Origin of the sequence: Streptomyces roseifaciens (assembly GCF_001445655.1) — a bacterium.
Classification (GTDB): Bacteria; Actinomycetota; Actinomycetes; order Streptomycetales; family Streptomycetaceae; genus Streptomyces; species Streptomyces aureoversilis.
In genome coordinates, this window is sequence record NZ_LNBE01000002.1 from 720,468 (window position 1) to 741,001 (window position 20,534).

The 20,534-nt window shown below is 73.1% G+C and carries 12 protein-coding genes; all 12 read left to right on the forward strand.

Annotation, left to right across the window (positions count from 1 at the left end):
- Positions 1-551: 551 nt before the first annotated feature.
- The 12 genes from AS857_RS04765 to AS857_RS04815 all read left to right on the forward strand — a co-directional run bounded on the left by AS857_RS04765 (position 552) and on the right by AS857_RS04815 (position 20,486).
- A complete protein-coding gene (locus AS857_RS04765) occupies positions 552-1,721 on the forward strand; it encodes an NHL repeat-containing protein (RefSeq protein WP_058041827.1) in 1,170 nt (389 codons plus the stop codon).
- Positions 1,722-1,802: 81 nt separating this feature from the next.
- Complete coding sequence (locus tag AS857_RS04770) at positions 1,803-3,377, forward strand: hypothetical protein (RefSeq protein WP_144440719.1); 1,575 nt, start codon at positions 1,803-1,805, stop codon at positions 3,375-3,377.
- A gap of 163 nt (positions 3,378-3,540) precedes the next feature.
- On the forward strand, positions 3,541-3,951 hold the full coding sequence (locus tag AS857_RS04775; RefSeq protein WP_058041829.1) for a hypothetical protein: 411 nt from the start codon (positions 3,541-3,543) through the stop codon (positions 3,949-3,951).
- The gene (locus tag AS857_RS40280; RefSeq protein WP_168095642.1) at positions 3,948-4,115 is read left to right on the forward strand and encodes a DUF6760 family protein; all 168 of its coding nucleotides are present in this window, start codon (positions 3,948-3,950) and stop codon (positions 4,113-4,115) included. Before AS857_RS04775 ends, AS857_RS40280 begins: the two co-directional genes overlap by 4 nt.
- Positions 4,116-6,884: 2,769 nt before the next feature.
- Positions 6,885-7,316, forward strand: a complete 432-nt coding sequence (locus tag AS857_RS04780; protein ID WP_058041830.1) for a phage tail protein — start codon at positions 6,885-6,887, stop codon at positions 7,314-7,316.
- 46 nt (positions 7,317-7,362) lie between these two features.
- Positions 7,363-8,127 (forward strand): CIS tube protein, encoded by a 765-nt coding sequence (locus AS857_RS04785; RefSeq protein ID WP_058041831.1) that lies wholly within the window; start codon positions 7,363-7,365, stop codon positions 8,125-8,127.
- Entirely contained in the window at positions 8,124-9,920 is a 1,797-nt protein-coding gene (locus tag AS857_RS04790; protein WP_058041832.1) for a VgrG-related protein, read from the forward strand. The genes AS857_RS04785 and AS857_RS04790 overlap by 4 nt, the downstream gene beginning before the upstream one ends.
- Positions 9,921-10,018: 98 nt before the next feature.
- Complete coding sequence (locus AS857_RS04795; protein ID WP_058041833.1) at positions 10,019-10,420, forward strand: GPW/gp25 family protein; 402 nt, start codon at positions 10,019-10,021, stop codon at positions 10,418-10,420.
- 3 nt (positions 10,421-10,423) lie between these two features.
- On the forward strand, positions 10,424-12,640 hold the full coding sequence (locus AS857_RS04800) for a baseplate J/gp47 family protein (RefSeq protein WP_058041834.1): 2,217 nt from the start codon (positions 10,424-10,426) through the stop codon (positions 12,638-12,640).
- A gap of 78 nt (positions 12,641-12,718) precedes the next feature.
- Positions 12,719-13,330 carry a phage tail protein gene (locus AS857_RS04805; RefSeq protein WP_058041835.1) on the forward strand — a complete coding sequence of 204 codons (612 nt, stop codon included), beginning with the start codon at positions 12,719-12,721 and terminating at the stop codon, positions 13,328-13,330.
- Positions 13,327-16,662: a baseplate J/gp47 family protein gene (locus AS857_RS04810; RefSeq protein ID WP_058041836.1), complete on the forward strand. Its 3,336-nt coding sequence runs from the start codon at positions 13,327-13,329 to the stop codon at positions 16,660-16,662. Before AS857_RS04805 ends, AS857_RS04810 begins: the two co-directional genes overlap by 4 nt.
- Entirely contained in the window at positions 16,659-20,486 is a 3,828-nt protein-coding gene (locus AS857_RS04815; protein ID WP_058041837.1) for a YncE family protein, read from the forward strand. Before AS857_RS04810 ends, AS857_RS04815 begins: the two co-directional genes overlap by 4 nt.
- Positions 20,487-20,534 lie beyond the last annotated feature (48 nt).

Below are 20,534 nucleotides of genomic sequence, written 5' to 3' on the forward strand. Positions count from 1 at the left end.
CATGAAAGCGCCCTTCAGGGAAATCCAGCCACATCGCACCGCCGCTCGCCGACCGGGTGGGAGGGCTCTTGACAGCGACCCGATTGCATGAAGGGGCGTTGCTGTATGCGGAATGCGGCATGTCTGATGACTCCATTTGCAGGTGGAACGTGCGACGGGCCCATGGACCGCCATCGCGCTGTCCGGAAGCCGCAAGTGCTGTGCACTGCTGGCCAGTTCGCTCGGATGCGGGGGGAGTGCTGACGGCATAATCTCGACGCGGTCTGAGTCACCCCCGCGGGGGTCATCGGAAAGCGGCTGCCTCTTCGTCACACCTGCAACAGGTGTGCTCTGTCCTGTGCGCCGTCGATGGGCTCACGCATCAACCCGAGAACCGGACGGAGCGCGCTGTGACAGACGGCATCATCGAGTACCCGCTCGGAACCGCATATACACCGCACTCGGTGGGCGTCGGCAATGCCGGCAAACTCTGGATCACCACGAGCAACAAGTGCGTCATTCGTTTCGATCCGCAGGCCCCAGGTAGGCTGAGTCACGCCAATCACGCACTCATGCCCGAGCTCTCCGCGGGGATCATGAAGGATCCGCTCGGCCACGCCAAGGTGTGGTTCGCCGCACCGGCCCCTCCGGCGAAGGAGGACCCGATCGTGGCGATGCAGACCACGGCGGGCTACCCTCTCACGTTCGTCCCGCTGGAGTCCGACGCCAAGGCGGAGAGCATCGAGCTCGAGACGACGAGGGCGGGCGGCGACGGCACGCCGACGTACGAGTACAGCCTGCTCTTCGCCGAACCCCAGTACCACTACGTGGGTGTCCTGCCGATCACACCGTCCGGCCCCGGCCAGGTCGAGAAGATGACCGTCGAGCACAGCACGTGGCTCTGGGACGTGGCCGTCAGCACCGACACCGACGGACAGACCCACACGTACTGGGTCACCGGCCAGGCGAACAGCAGCGCGTCCCCGCCCCGCACCCAGAACGGCCTGTACAAGCTCGCTCCTGGGCAGACCACCTGGGAACGCATCGCCCTTCCCGGGGGGCCGGGGCAGAAGCCCTACTACGTGAAGGTCGACACGGAGGCGGTCTGGGTGACCGCGACCAACCCGAATCAGGTGCTCCGGCGCAGCCTGAACAGCCCCCGGTGGAGGGAGCGAAACCTGGGCTCGGCAGTCCCGCAGCAGTTGGCCTTCGCCCCGAACGGCGAGGTCTGGGTCACCTCCAGCGCGGGCATCCACGTCTTCGACAGGCAGATGGAAGAGGAAGGCAGCATCATCCCGCTCCCCAGCGGCGGCAAGGCCAAGGGGATCTGCGTCGGCAACGACGGAAGCATCTGGTACACGAATACCGAACGGAGGACCTTGGGCAAATACCCCACGGCGGTCGCCGCGACGGGTACGCCGAGTCGCATCGGCCGGACCCAGGTGGTGTCTCGCGCCGAGACCGTGCTGCACGCCAAGGAGCATGTCGACTCTCCGCTCGTCGCCGAGTACGTGGCCGACGGCCGGCCGATCCCGGGCATCCCGCTGACCTGCCGCATCCAGGCGGAAGGCGCGACGTTCGAGGACAACACACGGGAGCGCGTGATCCTGACCGACCAGCGCGGCCGTGTCTGCCTGCCCCCTGTGTACGCCGGGGACGTCGAAGAGGAGGCGCTCCTGAGCGTCGGCCTCGGCAACACCGAGCCGCACGCCACCACGACGCTCCGCATCAGGCCGGCATAACGCCTTCCCCGAGACAGGCGGGGCCGTCAACCAGCCAGGCTGCCGGCCCCTTTTCTTCCCCACCCCGGAGGGAGCAGCAGAATGCCGTCCCAGGTGACACCCGCAACCACCTCCGCGACACCCATCAGCGACACCGACAAATTCCCCCTTCAAGGCGCCCCCGTCGATCTGACATGGAGCGTCGCAGACCACCGTCTGTGGTTCGTGACGGCCGAAGGCGGGATGGGGTATTTCGACCCCAGCAGCCGCAACAGCGCGCTCTTCCCTCCGGCTTCGGGCATCGTCGGCCGGGCGGATTCCATCCTCTCCTGGCCGGGCCACGGCGTGTGGTCGTACGTCGCGGGGGAGGGCACATCCGCGTTGGTCCGGTGCGACCAGGACGGTAATTACCAGGCCTACCCCGTGAACGGCAGTTCCCGGTGCAGGGCTCTGGCGCTCGCCCAGGACGAGCACCGCGGCACCGTGATCGTCGCCCCGCTTGCGGACCGTAACCTCCTGGCCTTCATGGAGCCCGGAGGATCCGTCGAGACCTCCCAGGTCTACACCTCCAGCCTCTACGGCATCGCCGTCGCGCATCAGGACCCGACGCGGGTGTGGCTCAGCTCTCCCGAGATCCAGGCCCTGGTCACCTACGACATGGTCACGGGCGAGTTCTCCCAGCCCATCAGTGTGATGGGCGAGGCACAGGATCTGGCGATCAGCGCCGCGGGGGACACCCTGTGGGTGGCCGCCGCCGAAAACCGGCTCTACCAGTACGCCGTGCACGAGCGTCGGTTCAGGCAGATCGACATTCCTTTCCCGGCCCACCGTCTCCTCGTGTCGGGCGACGGCACCCTCTGGTTCGTCAGCGTCTTGGGTGACGCGATCGGCTGTGTCCTGCCGGAGGAGCACACGGCCTCGGTGGTCTTCACCGGCCCCCGGTCCCGCCCGTCCGGTCTCGCCCTGGCCGGACAAGGCGACCTATGGGTGGCCCTGTCCGGGGAGAACGCCCTGCAGAGGGTGTCCCGGCACCGGCTGGCCGTGCAGTCCGGCGACCACCAGTCGGCCGAGGTGGGTCAGCGTTTCCCCGAGCCGCTCGTCGTCAAGGCGACGCTGCTGGACGGAACGCCGGTGGCCAGGCAGCGGATCGAGTTCTCGGTGGAGGCGGGCTCCGCCGTCTTCGAGAACGGCAAGCCGGTCGAGATCCGCTACACCGGGGCCGGCGTCGAGGACCTCGGTGTGGCGACCAGCTCGCTGCTCAAGGCGCTCAAGGAAGGGCCTTGCGTCGTCACCGCCCGCTGGACGGAGGGCGATGCCGTGGCCTCGTTCTCCCGGCTCGTCGTCACGCCGGAGCGGGGCGTCGCGGACCACGTCCGCTACGTGTCGGGAGCGGGGCAGACGGCCCCGGCGGGCAAGTCGTTCGACGCGCCGATGACGGTCGTCGTGGAGGACAAGAACGGCAATCCCGTCGAGGGCGCCGAGGTCACCTTCAAGATCCGTGATGAGTACGCGGCCACGTTCCCGGGCGGAAAGGACACGGCCGAGGTCACGAGCGGGCCCGGCGGTTCGGTGGAGTCGCCGGTTCTGACTGCCGGTGACAAGCCCGATGTGTTCTCGGTGCGGGTGTGGGTGGCCAAGACCGCGGTGAGCCTGCTGCTCGAGCAGACCGTCGAGTGACGACGGCAGCGGCACTCCGAGCGGCATCACCGAACGGATCGATGCAGATCAACTGAGGAAACGCTGAACGACATCCCGGCTCCCGCCCCCCTCCCCGGGCGGGGGCCGGGTCCGACGGCCCCGCGGCCGCCCGCCCGATGCCCGATGGAGGAACCGCACCGCCATGCCCCAGACCGGATCGCAGGACAACGGATCCCCGCTGCGCACCGAGTTCGACTTCGAACTGCCCCACGGCTACGTGGACGCCGCAGGCACCGTCCACCGCCGCGGCGCCATGCGGCTCGCCACCGCCCGGGACGAGCTCTCCCCCCTGATCGACCAGCGCGTCCGGGAGAACCCCGCCTATCTCGGGGTCGTCCTGCTGAGCCTCGTCATCACCCGCCTCGGCACGGTGACCGACATCCACGCGGGCGTCGTGGAAGGCCTCTTCGCCACGGACCTCGCCTACCTCCAGGACTTCTACCGGCGCATCAACGGCCTCGACACCGGTCACGGCGCCGTCGCCTGCCCGTCCTGCGGCACCAGCTTCGCCGTGCCGGGCGCGGTGGCCGGTGAGCGCCTGGGGGAAGCATGACGCACCCTGCGCAGCGGCTCCGGGAGGAGGTGGCGTACATCGCCTACCACTTCCACTGGGGGTACGCCGACCTCCTCTCCCTGACGCACGGGGAGCGGCGCGCCTGGGTGCGCGAGATCGCCGGGATCAACACCGCGCTCGCCGAGGGGCGGGGGGCGCGGTGACGACGACGGGGCGGTGGCGTCGAGGGTCCTGGTCCCGGGACCGCCGCATACGTGAGGAGTCCGCTCCGGCTCCCGCTCCGGCTCCCGTTCCGGTTGTTGCGGCCGTCCCTACCGTCCCCGAGCGGCCTCGCGGGGAGTGGCGGGCGGTAGCCCCGGTAGGGCTGGTGCGGCTGCCCGTTCTGGGGGCCGGCGGGCCCGCCGCCTTCCGGGAGCAACTCGCGGCGTGGCGCCCGGCCCCGACCGTCACAACGGCCGGCCGCCTACTGCCGCGCGCGGTGTCGCTGTCCGGAGTGGCGGCACGGGGGCCGCTCGCGGCCCTTCCGCGGACGGGTGGGGGTGGGAGCGGGGGGTTTGCCGCTCCCGTTCTGCCGTACGCACCGGTGGGCGGCATGCCGTCGCTCCCTGATGGAGCGTCAGGCGAGTGCCCGACCGATGCGGCACGCTCTCTTGGAGCCGCTCCGGAGGCTCTTGCCGAGGGCCCGCCCGGGGTGGGCTGGCGGGGCGCGCTGAGGTCGGCGGTGAACGCCTTGGGGGGCCGGGCGAGGCGGCGGCCGGATCCGCCGGGCGGCGCCGTGGTCGCCTCGGGTGAAGACGGCGGAGACGGCCGGGTTGCGGCTACGGCGGCCTCGGCCGACGGCGGGCGTGGCGTACCGGCCACCGGCGCCGCGCACGCAGTACGGGACGGGGCCGTCGACTCGCGCCGGGGCGCCGGGAGCGGCCGCCGCGGCCCCAGCCGGGACACGGGGGCGATCGTGGGGAGCGCTGATGGGGCTCCTGAGTTCCCCGGGGGAGTCCGCGAGGTAGCCGGCATGACGCCCGCGGAGCCTTTACCCGGCAGCAGACGCGAGGACGGAGCGGCCTTCGGTCGCGTGCTCGGACGGACAGGGGCGGGCTTCGACACATGGCGGCCGGGATCGGGGGCAACTCCACGTGGAGACGGGCCCGGGCAGTCGGCGGGTGCGGCATTCGGCTCGCAGACGGGCCCCGTTGCAGGCACCGGCCTCGGGCCGAGAGCCGGGGCAGGGGCGGGGGTAGGGGCGGGGGCAGGTGTCGGCGTCGGCGCCGGCGCCGGGCGGGGTTTCGGGCCTGCGCCTCGTGTTGATGCCCGCCACGGGCACGAGTCCGGGGGAGCCTCTCGTGCAGCACTCGGCGCGCCGACGGGGCCCGTGGCAGGTAACGGCGTCCGACCGGACGACGGGGGAGCGGCTGGTTCGACTCCCGGCGTCGGGCCTGGCTTCGGACTCGTGCCCGGTGTCGGTGTCAGTGTCGGTGTTGGTCGTGACGACGGGGCCGGGGGATCTTCCGGGACGGACTTCGGTGCGCCGACGGGGCCTGTTGCAGGGAGCGGCCTGAGGCCGGGGGACGGGGCGTCCTCCGGGGCTGCACTCGGCCTGCCAGCAGGGCCCATTGCCGACGCCGGGCCCGGGTCCAGGGCCGGCGTACGGAGGAACTCCGGCCATGGGAAGGAGCCGAGGGCATCGTCCGGCGCAGTGCCCGGCTCGCTGGCACGTGGCGCCGGAGACACCCGCCGTGGCCCCGGAGCCGGGGGACGAGAGAACTCCGGCCGCGGCGCCGGGCCGGGGTTCGGTCCTGTCTCCCCAGTCGCCGCGGATGGATTCGGGGCCGCGTCCGGGGAGACACCCGGCGCAGCAACCGGCGCGTCGGCGGGGCCGGTTGCAGGTGGCGGCAGCGGCAGCGGCATCGGCACCGGTGGGTCCCGTGCAGGGGCTGCCGGCACAGCCAGGCGCAGTGGAGCCCCGGGCGCGGATCCGGATCCGGCCGTAGAGGCCAGGGCCGGCGCCGGGGCCGGTCCGCGCCCCTGGAGCCGCCCCGGTGCAGGGGTGACCGTATCCGCTCCGGGCTTCCCCGACGGTACCGTCCCGGTGCCGGGCCCCCGACCTTTCCCAAGGGCCGCCGCATCCGGCAACAGCCTTGGTTTCCTGGCCAGCGGCAGCGGCAGCAGCGCAAATCTGCTGGGTCGCGCCGCCTCTCCCGGCACGGGGCCTGCCGGGGCACCGGACGCGGGCCCCGGCAGCCCCTTCCCCTTCGGCTCCGACTCCGGCTCCGACTCCGCCCTGTTTTCCACCACCGGATCCGCCCTCCAGGCCGGTTCCGGGCCACAGAACGCCGGCCCCGGCCCGCGCCGTGGTCCAGGCGGCACCCGCCCGGAGGCCGCTGCCCGTAGCGATGGAGACAGGCCCGGATCCGTCGGCGGGTACACCTGGGCGCCGCTCGGTGACACTCCCGGTGTCGCCGACGCCGCCGGCCGGCCCGCCGGTGGCGGCCGCCCGAGCAGCCCCGCCCCGCGGCGGCTGGGGATCGGCCGACCCTTGCGGGAGGTACCCCGTACCGCCATGCCCCTCGCCTCCCCTCCGCCGGCTGCCGCCCCCGGCGCGGCGCCCTCGGGAAGCGGGCACCGCGCCCCACCGTTCACGACCGCGCCCCCACCCGGGCCTCCGGCCGACAGGTCCGCGCCCGCCCCGGTCACCGCCCCAGCCGCCCGCGAGATCGCCCGTGAAGTCGCCCGCGCTCACGCGGATCTCCTGGCCGAGGCCGTGCTCCCCGCCCTGGAGGCCTCGCCCCGCGTCCGGCGGGCGCAGCGGTCGCGCTCGTCGGCGTACGACCAGCCCGCTCCCACCGCCACCGCCCCCGCTCCCTCCCCCTGGGGATCCGCGGATCCCCGTTAGTGACCCTTCATAGCCCGCCCTGGCCCGCCGTGACCCGCAGCAACCCGCCGCCCCTGTCCCCGACCCGACGGAGACCCCGCACATGCTGGACCAGCCGTTCGCCGTCAGTTCCCACTTCCAGCTCTCCATCGGCCTCCACGCGCTGGGTTCGTTCACCTCCTGCGACGGCCTGGGCTGCGCGATGGAGGTCGAGGAGCGCGTCGAGGGCGGGCTGAACGGGCACGTCTGGCAGCTGCCGACCCGCCTGCGCTACACGAACGTCGTGCTGACCCGGCCGCTCTCCCAGCAGACGGTCCTCATCTGGGCCTGGCTGCAGCAGCAGGTCCGTGAGCCCGTCCGGCTCCCGGGGCAGCTCGTGGCGCTCGGCCCGGACCGGCAGCCGATCGTGCGGTGGCTGCTGGACGGCGTACTGCCGGTGCGCTGGAGCGGGCCGACGTTCGACACGGACCAGTCGCAGCCGGCCCGGGAGACGTTGGAGATCACGCACAACGGATTCCTGGGGATCACGATCTGAGCGGCTCGGCCCCAGCCCACCTCAAGCCCATACCCGAGAGGACCGCATGCTGTCCGAGCTGCTGGGAGGCGCCCCCGTACGGGCCGCCCTCGTGATCTACGATCCCCCGACGGGCACCGGCAACACGCCCGGCCCGGAACGCGGGCGCGTCCGGCTGCACTTCAACCCGGACCGCCTCCAGGTGGGCAAGCAGGCCCGCTGGGACCGCAGCAGGTCGCCGTCCAACGGGGAGGCGGCCCAGGCGCAGTTCGTGGGGGCGCAGCCGCGGACGATGACGCTGGAAGTGTTCCTCGACGCGGGGGACTTCCGCTCCAGCGTGCAGGACCAGGTCGAGAAGCTGCTCGACTGCTGCGCCCCCACCTCCGCGAGCACCACGGCCAAGCCGGCCTCGGCGCCGTGGGTACGGCTGGAGTGGGGCCGTTCGCGGACGACGGCGTTCCTGGCGCTGGTGACGCAGGTCGACGCGACGTACACGCGCTTCGGGCACGACGGCGTGCCGCTGCGCGCCTCCTGCACCATCTCCATGGAGGAAGTGGGTGGTTCGGCGCCCCGGCAGAACCCGACCTCCGGCGCGGACGGGCCGGTGGCCACGCACCGGGTCGTCGCGGGCGACACCCTCGCCGGGCTGGCCTGGCAGGCGTACGGCGACGCCACCCGCTGGCGGGCCATCGCCCGCGCCAACGCCGTCGACGACCCCTCCCGGGTGCCGCCGGGCACCGTACTGGTGCTGCCGGTCCTGGAGGAACGGGCCGGGTATCGGGCCGCGGGGGAGCGCACCGAAGAGGCACGCACCGCGGGAGGCCCCGCATGACGTCGCGGACGTACGCCGCGGAGCCGGTGATCGCCTTCGGCTCCGTCCTGCAGGAGTTGTGGGCCGACCGGCTCGTGGAGGCCGTGGTCGACACCGCCGTGGGCACACCGGCCCGGGCCCGCCTGCGGTTCCGGGATCCGGGCAACCGTCTCCTGGCGGCGGCCGGCATCAAGGTCGGCTCGCCGCTGACGGTGTCCGTGGCCGCCGCCGGCCACCGCGCCCGCACCGAGATCTTCGACGGGGAGGTCATCGCGCTGGAGACCGAGGTGGACAGCGACGGCACCTTCACGACCGTACGGGCCATGGACCGGGGGCACCGGCTGATGCGCGGGCGGCGCGTGGCCGCCTACGTCGACACGACCGTCGCCGAGGTCGCGCAGGCGGCCGCGGGCCGGCACGGGCTGAAGACCGGCACGATCGATGCGGAACGCACCCGTATCGAGCACCTCGCCCAGCCGAACCTGACCGACTGGGAGCTCCTCACCCACCTGGCCGACCAGCGCGGACTCCGCCTGTCGGTCGAGGGGAGCAGCGTGCACATGACCCGCCCCGCGGCCGCGAGCGGCGCCCCCGCACCCACCACGGGAGCGGACCGCAGCCCGTACGTCCTTCAGTACGGGGTGAACCTGATGGCGCTGCGGGCCGCGGTGTCCTCCGAGGGGCAGGTCGCCGACGTGGAGGTCCGCGGCTGGGACCCCGGGACCAAGGCGGCGCTGTCCGCCACGGCGAGTGCGGGCCGGAGCGAGCGGCTGAGCGTGGGCGTCACCCCCGCCCAGCTCGGCGGCGCGTTCGGAGGTGGGTCGGCCGGGCTGCTCGTCAGCGGCCGTCCCTATACCGCCGCGCAGCAGGTGGACGTCGCGGCCCGCGGGGTGGCGGAGGAGGCGGCAGCCGCCATGGCGCAGCTCTCCGCCGAGGCCGCGGGCACCCCGGAGCTGCGGGCCGGCGTGCCCATCGCCCTGGCCGGGGTGGGCGAGCCGTTCACCGGCAAGTACACGATCACCGCCTGCCGTCACACCTTCGACGGCGAACAGGGCTACCGCACCCACGTCCACGTCGGCCCGCTGCCCCCGCCCGTCGTGCCCTACCCGCCGCCCCTGTGCGGGCTCGGCGTCGCCGTGGGCGTGGTGACCGACACCAAGGAACCGGGACAGGGCCAGCGCGGCGCCGTACGGCTGCGCCTGCCGTGGCTCTCCCAGGACTACGTGACCGACTGGGTCCGCACCGTCCAGTGGGGCGGGACCGACGGCGGGGGCGTCTTCGCGCCGGAGGCCGGGGACGAGGTGCTCGTCGGCTTCGAACACGGGCGCCTGGACCGCCCGTACGTCATCGGCGGCCTCTACAACGGCGTCGACGCCCCCACCGACCACGGCCTGCCGCTCGTCGACGCCGACACCGGGCGTGCCAACCGCCGCTCGCTGGCCTCCCGCACCGGGGACCGCCTCGAACTGCTCAGCGCCACCGACGGGCCCCAAGGCGTCCGGCTCCTGACCGGCGACGGCAAGCTCACCACCCACCTCGACCGGAAGGACACCACGATCGCCTTCGCGGCGGGGGAGGGCGAGAAGACCGTACGGGTCTCGCTCGACGGGCGCGGCGACGGCACCCTCACCATCGACGCGGGCGAGGCGGGCAGCGTGATCGTCACGGCCGGCACCGTCACCGTCAAGGCGGCCGGCAGCGGCGGGGGAGAGCTGCGGCTCGAAGGCGCCACCGTCACCGTCGAGAGCACGGGCGCACTCAAGCTCAACGGCAAGAGCACGACCATCACGGGCGACACCGTGGACATCAACTGACGCTCTATTAGCTGATGCTTCATCAGTGCTCTATTGGTTGACGCTTCGTCAGTCAACGCCTGGGCGATCACCGGTGAACCTTGCAGAGAGGACGGACCGTGGACATCATCGGCGCGGGGTGGGCCTTCCCCGCCGTCATCACCGGCACGGGCCGGGTCGGCCTCGCGCGAGGCAGCGACGACGTGGAGCAGGCCGTCCGCATCATCCTGTCCACCGCGCCCGGCGAGCGGCCCATGCGCCCGGAATTCGGCTGCGGCATCCACGGGCTCGTCTTCGACTCGCTCGACGCCACCACCGTCGCCCGCGCCGACGTGGAGGTGCGCCAGGCCCTGGACCGGTGGGAGCCGCGCATCGAGGTCGACGACCTCCTCTTCAGCACGGACTCCGAGGACGCCGGCGTGCTCTACATCGACATCCGCTACCGGCTGCGGGCCACCAACGAACCCCGCAACCTCGTCTTCCCCTTCTACACCCTGCCCGGCGAAACCCCGGATGAGTGACCCATGTCCATCGTTCCTGTCCCCGACCTCGACGACCTGCGCTTCCAGCCGCTCGTCGACGCCGCCAAGCGCACCCTTCCGGAACGCGTACCGGAGTGGACCGACCACAACGTGTCCGACCCCGGCGTCACCCTGATCGAAGCCTGCGCCGAGCGCGCCGACCAGCTCTCGTACCGCCTCGACCGGATGACGGACCGGCAGCGGTCCGCCCTGCTCCGGCTCATGGGGGTCACGCCGCTGCCCGCCTCTCCCGCCCGCGTCGTCGTCGAATTCTCGCGCGGCGGCGCTCTTCCCTCCCTTGTGATCCCGGAGGGCACGGAGGTCCGGACCGGTGACGGCGAGGACGCCGTCGTCCTGTGCACCATCGCGCCGCTGACCCTCGCGGAGGGGCAGCCGTCCGGGTGCGTGGAGGCCGCCGAACAGCCCGTCACGTACAACGAGGTGCTGGGTACCGCCGACGGTGCCCCGGGCGGACGGTTCGCGACGTCGCAGCGCCCTTGGCGGCCCGGGGCGCCCGTCGCGGACCCGCCGTTCGGGCCGCCGGTCACGGTCCGCGTGGAACGCGTGGCATGGCCGCCCGTACGGACGTTCGCCGAGGCCGGACCGGACACCCCGGCCCACTGGTGGGACGACGCCGCGTGCGAAGTCGTCTTCGGGCCACTGGTGCCGGCGGAGAGCGGCAGCGTGCAGCACGGGGCCGTGCCACCGGCCGGCGCCGCGATCAGCGCCGAGTACACCGCCTACCGGGGCGGCAAGGGCGGTGTCCCCGCCGGTACGCCCCTCACCGTCGCGTCACCGGCCGGACCGGCCGCCGCCGTCCGCACGGTGCTCGCGCCCGCGCAGGACGCGGAGGACTGGCGGCAGGCGCTGGAGCGGGCCGGGCTCGGCCTGGCCCCCTTACGGCGCGCGGTCACCGCGGCCGACCACGAGCAGCTGATCGAGGAGCACGTCGACGGCCTGGCCCGGGTGCGGGTGACGGCGCTGACGCGCCCCACCGACTCCCGCGTGCCGGAGGCGTTCGGCGTACCGGAACGCCCGGCCGAGGTCCTCGCCTGCGCCGTTGCCGCCCGGAACCCCAGCAAGGTCGTGCACTACTACGACGACAACGGCACCATCACGGCCCGCACGCTGCCCCTCCGGATGCCGGACACGGACGACGGCGGCGGCACGGGCGCGCCCATCCGAGGCGGCGAGACCGATGACGTGCCCGACGAGGTCCAGCAGGCCAAGTGCCTGAACGCCGTCATCCGCACCGGCGAACCGCAGCCGAAGCTCCCGGTCGAACAGCCGCCGAGACTCTGGTTCTACGGGCGACACTGCCTGTGGGACGGCGGGGAGGACGGGCCGCGCGAGATCGGGCAGGAGTTCCCCGGTCTGCCGGACGCCTTCTGCGCCGACCTCGACGACGTCGCCGTGCTGGCCGACCCCGAGACGTCCGACGCCTACGAACTGTTCTTCTTCAAAGGCGAGACCTTCTATCACCGTGCCTACACCGTCGTCCCCGGCGGCCGGGGCTTCCTGCCCCGGCCGGACAGCAGGGGCGTGACGTCGCGCATCTCGGAGGCGTTCCCCGGGCTCTCCCCGCAGTGCCAGGACACCCCGGACGCGGTGGCCGTCGTCGACGGCGTCTTCTTCTTCATGAAGGGGACGCGGACCGAACCTGCCCTCTGGCGCTCTGAGGACGCCCTCCTGCACGTCCTCCTCGTGCCCCGGACGGATGCCGACCCCGGACGGAAGCCGTCCGCCGGGGAGTTCGCGATTCCCGCGGAGGTCCTCACGCGGGTGAGCGCCGTCGTCGACGCCTCACGGCTGCTCGGCGAGCGCCTCGGCGTGGGTCCTCCCCGCTACCACTCGTTCGGCGTCACCGCCACGGTCCGGCCGTGGAGCAGCACGGAGGAGGACGAGGCACGGGCCCGGCAGGCCGCCGAACGGGCCCTGCGCCGCTTCTTCCACCCCACGGCCGGGGGGCCGGACGGGCGGGGCTGGCCGTGGGGCCGCCGCGTCCACGCGGGCGACGTCTTCACCGCGCTGGAACCGCTCCCAGAGCTCCGCGGCACACTCGCCGTCGGCCTGACCTTGCCCCCGGTCCAGGGGGGCGACGGCAACGACGACGACAACGACAACGGCGGCAGCCGGGTCGTCACGTCCGTCGAGGTCTCCGACGGCGGGCTCGTGCTGCTCGATGGCGTGGACATCACCGTCGCCCGTCCCGAGGACTGACCACCGAGGACTGACCACCTGAGACCGACCGCAGGGCCCGGCGCCGGTCGCCGGGACCCCGGAGAGGACCGCACCGCCATGGATCCGCATCGCGAACCCCGCGCCGCACGCCCCCTCGCCCTGCCGTCCGTCTACTCCGGCGACACGGTCGTGGAGGCGTTCGCCGCCGCGATCGGCGAGGTCCTGGCCCCGACGGAGGAGCGGATCGAGAGCCTCGACGCCGTCCTCGACCCGTGGCGCGCGCCTCCCGCCTTCCTGGACTGGCTGATCCGCATCACCGGAGCCCGGGTCGAGCCCGGGTGGACCGAGTACCAGCGCCGCAAGGCCGTCGACCTGGCGCCCCGGCTGACGGCATACCGCGGGACCCCGTACGGGCTGCGGCTGGAGGCGAAGGAGCTCCACGGCTGGGACCCCCTCGTCATCGACGACCCCGGTGGCGTCTTCACCGGCGGGCCCACCCGGGCGGGTCGCATGCTCACCGTCACCCTGACCGCAGGCCCCGGCGAGGACCGCCAGGCCCTCGAACACCGGCTCACCCGCCTGGTGCGCGCTCACTGCCCCGCGCACCTGCCGTTCAAGGTCGCGGTCATCAGTGACCAGGGCGCCCGCCGGGAGGCGCGGCGCACCGAGGGCGCCGGGCCTGCCGCGCCCGCGCCCGCCACCCCTGACGAGAGGTCACAGCAGGGATGAGTCTGCCGACACCCGAGTACGACGGGCGCACCCGCGACCAGGTCGTGGCCGCCGCCGTCGACGCCGTACACCGCAGAGTCGGAGTATGGAGCGGGCAGGACCGCACCGACCCCGGGCGGGGCCTGATCGAGACGTGCACCGACATGGTCGTGGCCCTGCGCGACCGGATCAACCTGGCCCCCGACCAGCGCCGCCTGCAGGCGCTGAGCCTGCTGGGCGTCCGGCCGTACCAGCCGTCGCCCGCGCAGACCGAGGTCGTCTTCCGGCTCGCGGCACCGCCGCCCGAACCGGTCGTCGTCCCCGCCGGGCTGGAGGTGGCCACGCGGCCGGTGGGGGACGAGGAACCGGTCGTCTTCAGCACCCTGACCGAGGCCGTGCTCAACCCCTGCGTCCTCGTCGCAGCCGGCAGCTTCCGGGAGCGGCACACCGGCAGCGGGGCCCTGGAGGGCACGCTGACCGGACTGGGCGCGGATGCGGGCAAGCCCGTCGAGCCCACAGCCCCTGCGTACGCCGGGCCGCCGCTCCACCTCAACCTCCCCTATCTGGAGGACTTCCCGGACGCCGGGGGTGCCGTGGACGGTCTTGGCCCCGGCCTTCTGGGGATTGGCCGTACGCCCGTCGGCCCTCCTGCCGCGACCGACCCCTACGCGCTGCTGGTCCTGTCCGTTCCCGTCCCCAACACCCGGGTGACGCTCGACGTCCGGCTGGGCGAGCCCCCCGTCACCACGGCCGGAGGCGGTAGCCGCCAGGCGCGAGGCCGGTGGGAAGCCTGGCAGGGGACGCACTGGACCCCCTGCCGCGTCGTGACGGACAGCGTGACCGGCCCCGGGCTGCCGGGACAGATCACTCTCGACCTCCCGTCCGCCCACGCGCCCGCCCAGCTCCTCCTCCACCGGCGACCGGACCCCGGCCGGGACCCGGGTCCGGGCGAAGAACATGACACGCCGCGCAGGCTGCGTGACGTGGGCCTGATCCGCTACCGCACGGATGCGGGACAAGCCCCCCTGACCGAGGTTGCGCTCAACCCGGTGCTGAGCGTGCCCGTCCCGGTCGTCCAGGCCCGGCTCATCCAGGACGAGACGCTGGGGACGGCCTCCGGCATCCCCGGCGAGCGGCTGCGCTTCGCCCATCCGCCGATGTCGCGGTCCACCGATCCCCTCGTCGTCGAGGCCACCGTCGGCGGGCGCACCGAACGGTGGACGCACGTCGCCTCGCTCGCCGGATCGGGGCCCGTCGACCGGCACTTCACCCTGGACCCGCGCACCGGCGAGGCCGTGTTCGCGCCCCTGGTGGCCGGGGCCCGCGGTCCGCGGCAGCACGGGGCGGCCCTGCCTGCGGGCGCGGTCGTCCGGGCACGGCGCTACCTGTCCGGGGGCGGTGCCCGGGGCAACGTGCCCGCCCGGACGATCACGGTGTTGCGGACGCCGCTGCCCTACATCTCCTCCGTGACGAACCCCGCGCCCGCCGTCGGCGGCACGGAGCGCGAGAGCGCCGCCGCCTGCGCGACCCGCCTGCCGCTCGGCTCGCCCGTGCCCGAACGGGCCGTCGTCCCGCGCGACTACGAGCAGCTGGCCCTCGCCGCCTCCGCGGGCATGGCCCGCATCCACCACATCCGGGACCTGACCGACGACGCGCTCGACCCGGCGCGCAACTACGTCCCCTGGGAGCCCGCCACGACCGATGTCCGGTTCACCCTCGCGCCCGGCGTGAGCAAGGTGTCTGAGGGGGCACAGGTCACGACGGCGGACGGGAAGACGGTCTTCACCACGACCGCGGCGGCCGTCCGCGAACTGCCGGAAGCCATGGGCACGGCACCCCTTCGCCTCCGCCAGAACGTCACCGGCGCCGAAGAGATGTTCCGCGCCGAGGACTATGCGGCGGAGTCCGGCTTCTCCGGCCCCTTCAAGGAACACGGCAGGCTGGTCCTCGCCCTGGTGCGCATCGCCATGCCGCACGATCCGCGCAACCTCACCCTGTGGATCGCGGCGTCCGGGGACGGGCGGCAGCCGGACGACCGCATCGCGGTGTCCGTGTTCGCCCCGCGCAAGGGCCGGCCTTGGTGGGACACCGCCTCCCCGTACGCGTATGCCGCAGCACCCGCCGAGGACATCACGGTCGCGGGGGGTGGAGAGGGCGGTCAAGGTGCGCCCCTCACCGCCCACCCCGTTCCCCTGGCCGGCTCCGCGCGGTGGCTGGCCGCAGTCGACCGGGGTGAGCTCGCCACGACGCCGCAGGAGGCTCTCGAAGCTCCCGGGCAGGACCTTCCGGTGGACGGAGCCGCCTGCTGGCTGGCCGTCCAGATCCTCGACCCCAAGGGCGCGGACGACACCACGTACACCGTCCACGCCGACTCCGGCACCACGAAGGACGTGCCCGCGGTGCAGTACGCGGAGCAGCCTGCGGGCCACAAGGAGGCCGTCTCGACGGGGCAGCCCGGGCAGGTCCTCCCGGTGCTCGAAGCACCGGTGTACGGCGACCTGCCGGCGATCCGAGTCGGCGCGGTCGACTGGACGACCGTCCTCTACTTCACCGACTCGGAGTCCGACAACGAGCACGTCGTGGTCAACGCCAGCACGGGCCAGGTCCACTTCGGCCCCAGGATCGGCAACAGCCAGTACGGCAAGATCCCCGACGGAGGCACAAGGATCACGCCGAGCAGCCCGTACAAGGTCACCCTCGGCGCCGCAGCCAACGGCATCCCGCCGGGTGGCGTCAACCATGTGAAGGATCCCGCGGGCGGCGTCCTGGGCGTGGTGAACACCACCCCCACGAGCGGTGGGAAGAACGGCTACACGGACACCAGCGGCGGCAACACCCAGGCCGGCGTACGACTCATGGTCGTCCCCTTCGTCACCGCCGACGAACGCGGCTGGTTCCCCTTCCACATGCTCACCCCCGGACGCGACGCCTGCGACACCTTGCGGCGCTCCCTGCGGGCCCGCCAGCCCGAAGGGGTGCCGGTGTGGCTGGAACAGCCCGGCTACCGGGGCATCCGCATCGACGCCCGCATCGTGCCCGCCGACTACCGGACCGCCTCCGAGCGCGCCGCCCTCGGGGCGGCCGCCGAACGCGCCCTGTACCGGTACTTCAGCCCTGTCGGCGGCGGACCGGACGGCGCCGGCTGGCCGCTCGGGCGCCCCGTGCACGTAGGAGAGGCGTTCCGGGTCCTGGAACAGGTGCCCGGGGTCGCCCGGGTGGCCACCGCGACCCTGACGCCGGTCGACCCGCGTACCGGCGTGGCCGAGAAGCCCGTCGACCTGGTCGACTGCGGGCCGGGCGAGACCGTGTATTCCGTCGAACACCGGATCACCGTTGCGGAGGTGCCGTCATGAGCGGGACGGAGCAGAGGGGTGGCAGCGGGACGGGCCGGGGCATCGCCGGAGAGCCCCGGCTGCTGGCCGTGGACTGGGCGGCGGACCGGCTGGCCGTGGTGGGCCTCGGCACACCGGGGAGCCCGGAGCCGCCGCACATCGTCGGGGTCGGGAGCAACCCCCGTGCGGTGGCCACCGGCGCGGACGGCACCCGGGCCTACGTCGCCGACCACGGCTTGGGGATGCTGTCGGTGGTGGACCTGACAGGCGAAGCGCCCGTGGTGCTACGGACGGAGCCCACAGGCCCGGGCCCGGCCTCCGTCGTCGCCGGACTCGCCCGTGACCGCGTCTGTGTCGCGAACGACTCGGGCGGGGTCGTGGTGTTCGAGGCGGACGGCGAGCGAGTGGCCGCACTCGCGGTGGGCAAGGGACCGTGCACGCTGGCAGTGGTCCCTTCGGGGGAGCGGGTCTGTGCTGTTGATGTGACGGGCGGGACGGCCTCGGTCATCGGTGTCGCCGGGCCGGCCGAACCGTCCGTGACCGGCACGGTGCCGGTGAGCGGGGCCACTGGGGCGGTCGCCGTGTCCGCGGACGGAGCGTTCGCGTACGTCGCGAGCAGGAAGGACGCCACGGCCGGTGCGGTGACGATCTACGACCTCGTCCAAGGCGCAGAGGTGCCGGAAGGGTCCCCTGTGGCCGTCGGCGCCGAGCCACGCGCGATCGCGGTGAGTCCGGCGGGCGACCGCATCTGCGTGGCCGCTTACGGTTCGGCGTCGGTCGCGATCGCCGAACTCGACCGGGAGAGCGGACGAATGGGCTCCGTCGTTACGGTCCCAACAGGCCCGCACCCGGTCGCCGTGGCCTTCACGCCGGACGGCCGGCTGATCCACGTCGTCAGCCAGACCACGGGGAAGGTCACTGCCATCCGTCTGGACGCCCTGGAGCAGGGGCAGGGGCAGAGGCAGCAGCCGGAGACCGCGGAGCTTGAGGTCGCGACCGTGCCCTCGGGCGTGGTGTTCGGACCTGGCGGCCACTACGCCTACGTCACCGACCAGGCGACGGGCCGCCTCGTCACCGTACGCGCGGCCCCGTACAAGGCGGGGGAGGTCGGCACGGGGGCCGGTTCGAAGCCGGTCGGCGTCGCGGTCTCCCCGGACGGCCGGTGGGCCTACGCGGCCGACACCGCGTCCGACAAGCTCGCCGTACTGGATCTCGAACACCTGGCGCTCGGCACCCCCGTCGGTCTCGGAGACGGGCACAAGCCCTGGGACGCCGCCGTGGCGCCGAACCGGACGTTCGCCTGCGCGACCAGCCCGGACTCGGATCACCTCCTCCTGCTGACGCCCGCTGCGGGAGACACTCTGGAGAGCGGCGAAGGCCCCCGGGTTACTCCGGTCGCCCTGGCGCCGGGATCCCGGCCGCACGGCGTGGCCGTCACCCCGGACAGCCGGTACGCGGTGACCGCCGACCACGGCACGGCGACGGTGTCCCTCGTTGACCCGAACGGGGGCGAGCAGACGATCGGCGCGGAGATCCTCGGATGCGATCACCCCGACGGCGTCGCGCTGTCCAGGGACGGCCGGACGATGTACGTCGCGGACTTCGTCGAGCCTCCGCAGAACCAGTTCGGCGGGAAGATCGCCATCCTCCGTAGGAACGTATTGGGGCAGTGGGAACGCACGACGGTCATCGACGCCCAGACTGGGAGGTTGTCTGGGGCCCATGAGATGGCATTGTCGCCTGACGAACGGCTGCTGTACGTCGCCAACTATGCGAATGAAACCGTGTCGGTCCTCGGGCGCGCCAGTGACGACGACCCATGGACCCTCCGCCGGACCATCACCAAATCCCAGTCTCTGACGCACCCCTACGGCCTGGCCCTCTCGCCGAGCGGAGACACCCTCTACGTATCCAATGACTTCAATATGGAGGGCGCCGTCGAGGTGTTCGACGTCGCCGACGGCCGGGCGGACTTCAAGGAAAGGATCGTCATCAAGCGGAACCAGCCCCACGTCCATCTCGGTCTCGCGCTCTCCCCGGACGGCCGGTTCCTCTATGCGGCCGACAAAGAGTTCCGGAAGGAATCGCCGACGGCGACCGGCACGGTGTACGGAGTGCCTCTGGACGGGGACAAGGTGCCGGTTGTCCTGGCGAGGGCCTCAGAGCACGGCACCGACATGCCCTGCGGGCTCGTCTGCCGCGACGATCGCACCCTGTGCGTCGTCAACCAGGGAGAAAAGGAGGCGATTTCACGCTCCGCGTGCCTGGCCGTGCTGACACTGGACGAATCCCGGCTGGCCGTGCATGAGAGCAAGACCGTCCCCCTCGACAAGGACGTCCTCCCGTACTCGCCCGCCGTCTCGGATGACGGCACCCTTTGCATCGCCAATTTCGACGGGCCGACCGTCACGGTCTTCGGGTCCATGGTCACCCCCGTCCCGGTCGGCGTGCCGGCCGGCTCCCAGCCGTGGGACGTGGCCGTCACCCAGGACGGCGCCTACGCGTATGCCACCGACCGCCGCGCCGACGCCGTGCGGTGTGTCCGTCTCGCCGACCGCGACGTGAGCACGCTCCCCGTGGGAGACGACCCCATGGGCGTGGCGAGTGGGCCGGGAGGCGTGCGCGCCTACGTCGCCAACCGCGGCGGCAACAGCATCACCGTCCTCGACAGAACCGCTGAACGGGTCGGTACGCCCGTGCCCTTGGCCGAGGCCGAGGGCGCCCGTGCCGTGGCGCTCGATCCCCGGGCCCCGTACGCCTACATCGTCCGGGACAACAGCCTCGACGCCGTGGCCCTCGACGGAGGCCCGGCCGGGCCCGCCTTGAGCACGGGAGCGTCCCTGTGCGCCGTCGCGGTGCATCCCGACGGAACGTACGCGTACGCGGTGGACGCCGGCGGCCCCGTGCCCGAGGTGCGCGTCGTCGACCTGTCCACGGCCGGCCGCCCCGCCCGCGCCGCGGCGGATCCGGTACAGCTCACCGGCGGTGCACGGCCCACCGGCACCGCCCTTCACCCCGCGCAGCCGTGGGGGTACGTCAGCGGATCGAAGGAAGGGGACCACGACCGGGCGCCGGGCACCCTGTGGGTGCTCGACACGTCCCAGCCGGATCGCCTTTCCGTGACCGGCACGGTGCAGCTTCCGCTCCCCGCCGTCGAAGGCGTCGCCGTCCACCCGGGGGCGACCGGCCACGCCTATCTGGTCACCCGCTCCGGCGACGACCGCCGGCTCCACGTCCTGCACGTCACCGGCGACCCGGCCAGGCCTGTCCTCCTGCCCGGCCCCGGTCTGCTCCTTCCTCCCGGCGCCCGGAACATCACCGTGCACCCGCAAGGCGGTTACGCCTTCGTCGGGGGAGACGGCGGCGGCATCCACGTCCTGGAGACGGGGGACCCCGCCCGGCCCCGGCTCGCGGGCAGCACCCCGGAACTGGGCGCCCGCCCCGGCGCGGCCTTCCGCCCGGACGGCCGCAGCGCCTTGTGCCTCACCGCCGACGGTCTCGCCGGCATCACGCTCGGCCCGCCCAGGGTCACCCACACCTGGCACATCGTCGCGCCGCAGACCGTGGCGGTTTCGGCCGACGGCATGAGGCTCTTCGTGACCTCGGAGAACAGCGGAACGCTCTCGATCCTCGAGACCGGGACCGGGGCACTCCGCTTCACCGTGCCGGCCGGTGCCGGGCTTGCCGCCCTCGCATTGCATTCGACGGAGCCGCGTGTGTACGTCGCCGACGAGTCCGGTGCCGCCGTCGCGGTGGTCGACACCACGGAGTTGGCAAAGGCCGGTACAACGGAACTGGGAATCGACACCCGTCAGGCGCTCCTCGGGCCGGGCGGCGCCGCCTGACACCTGTCACCTTCCCCGTACGACCCCATCCATCCGGCACGGACAGCG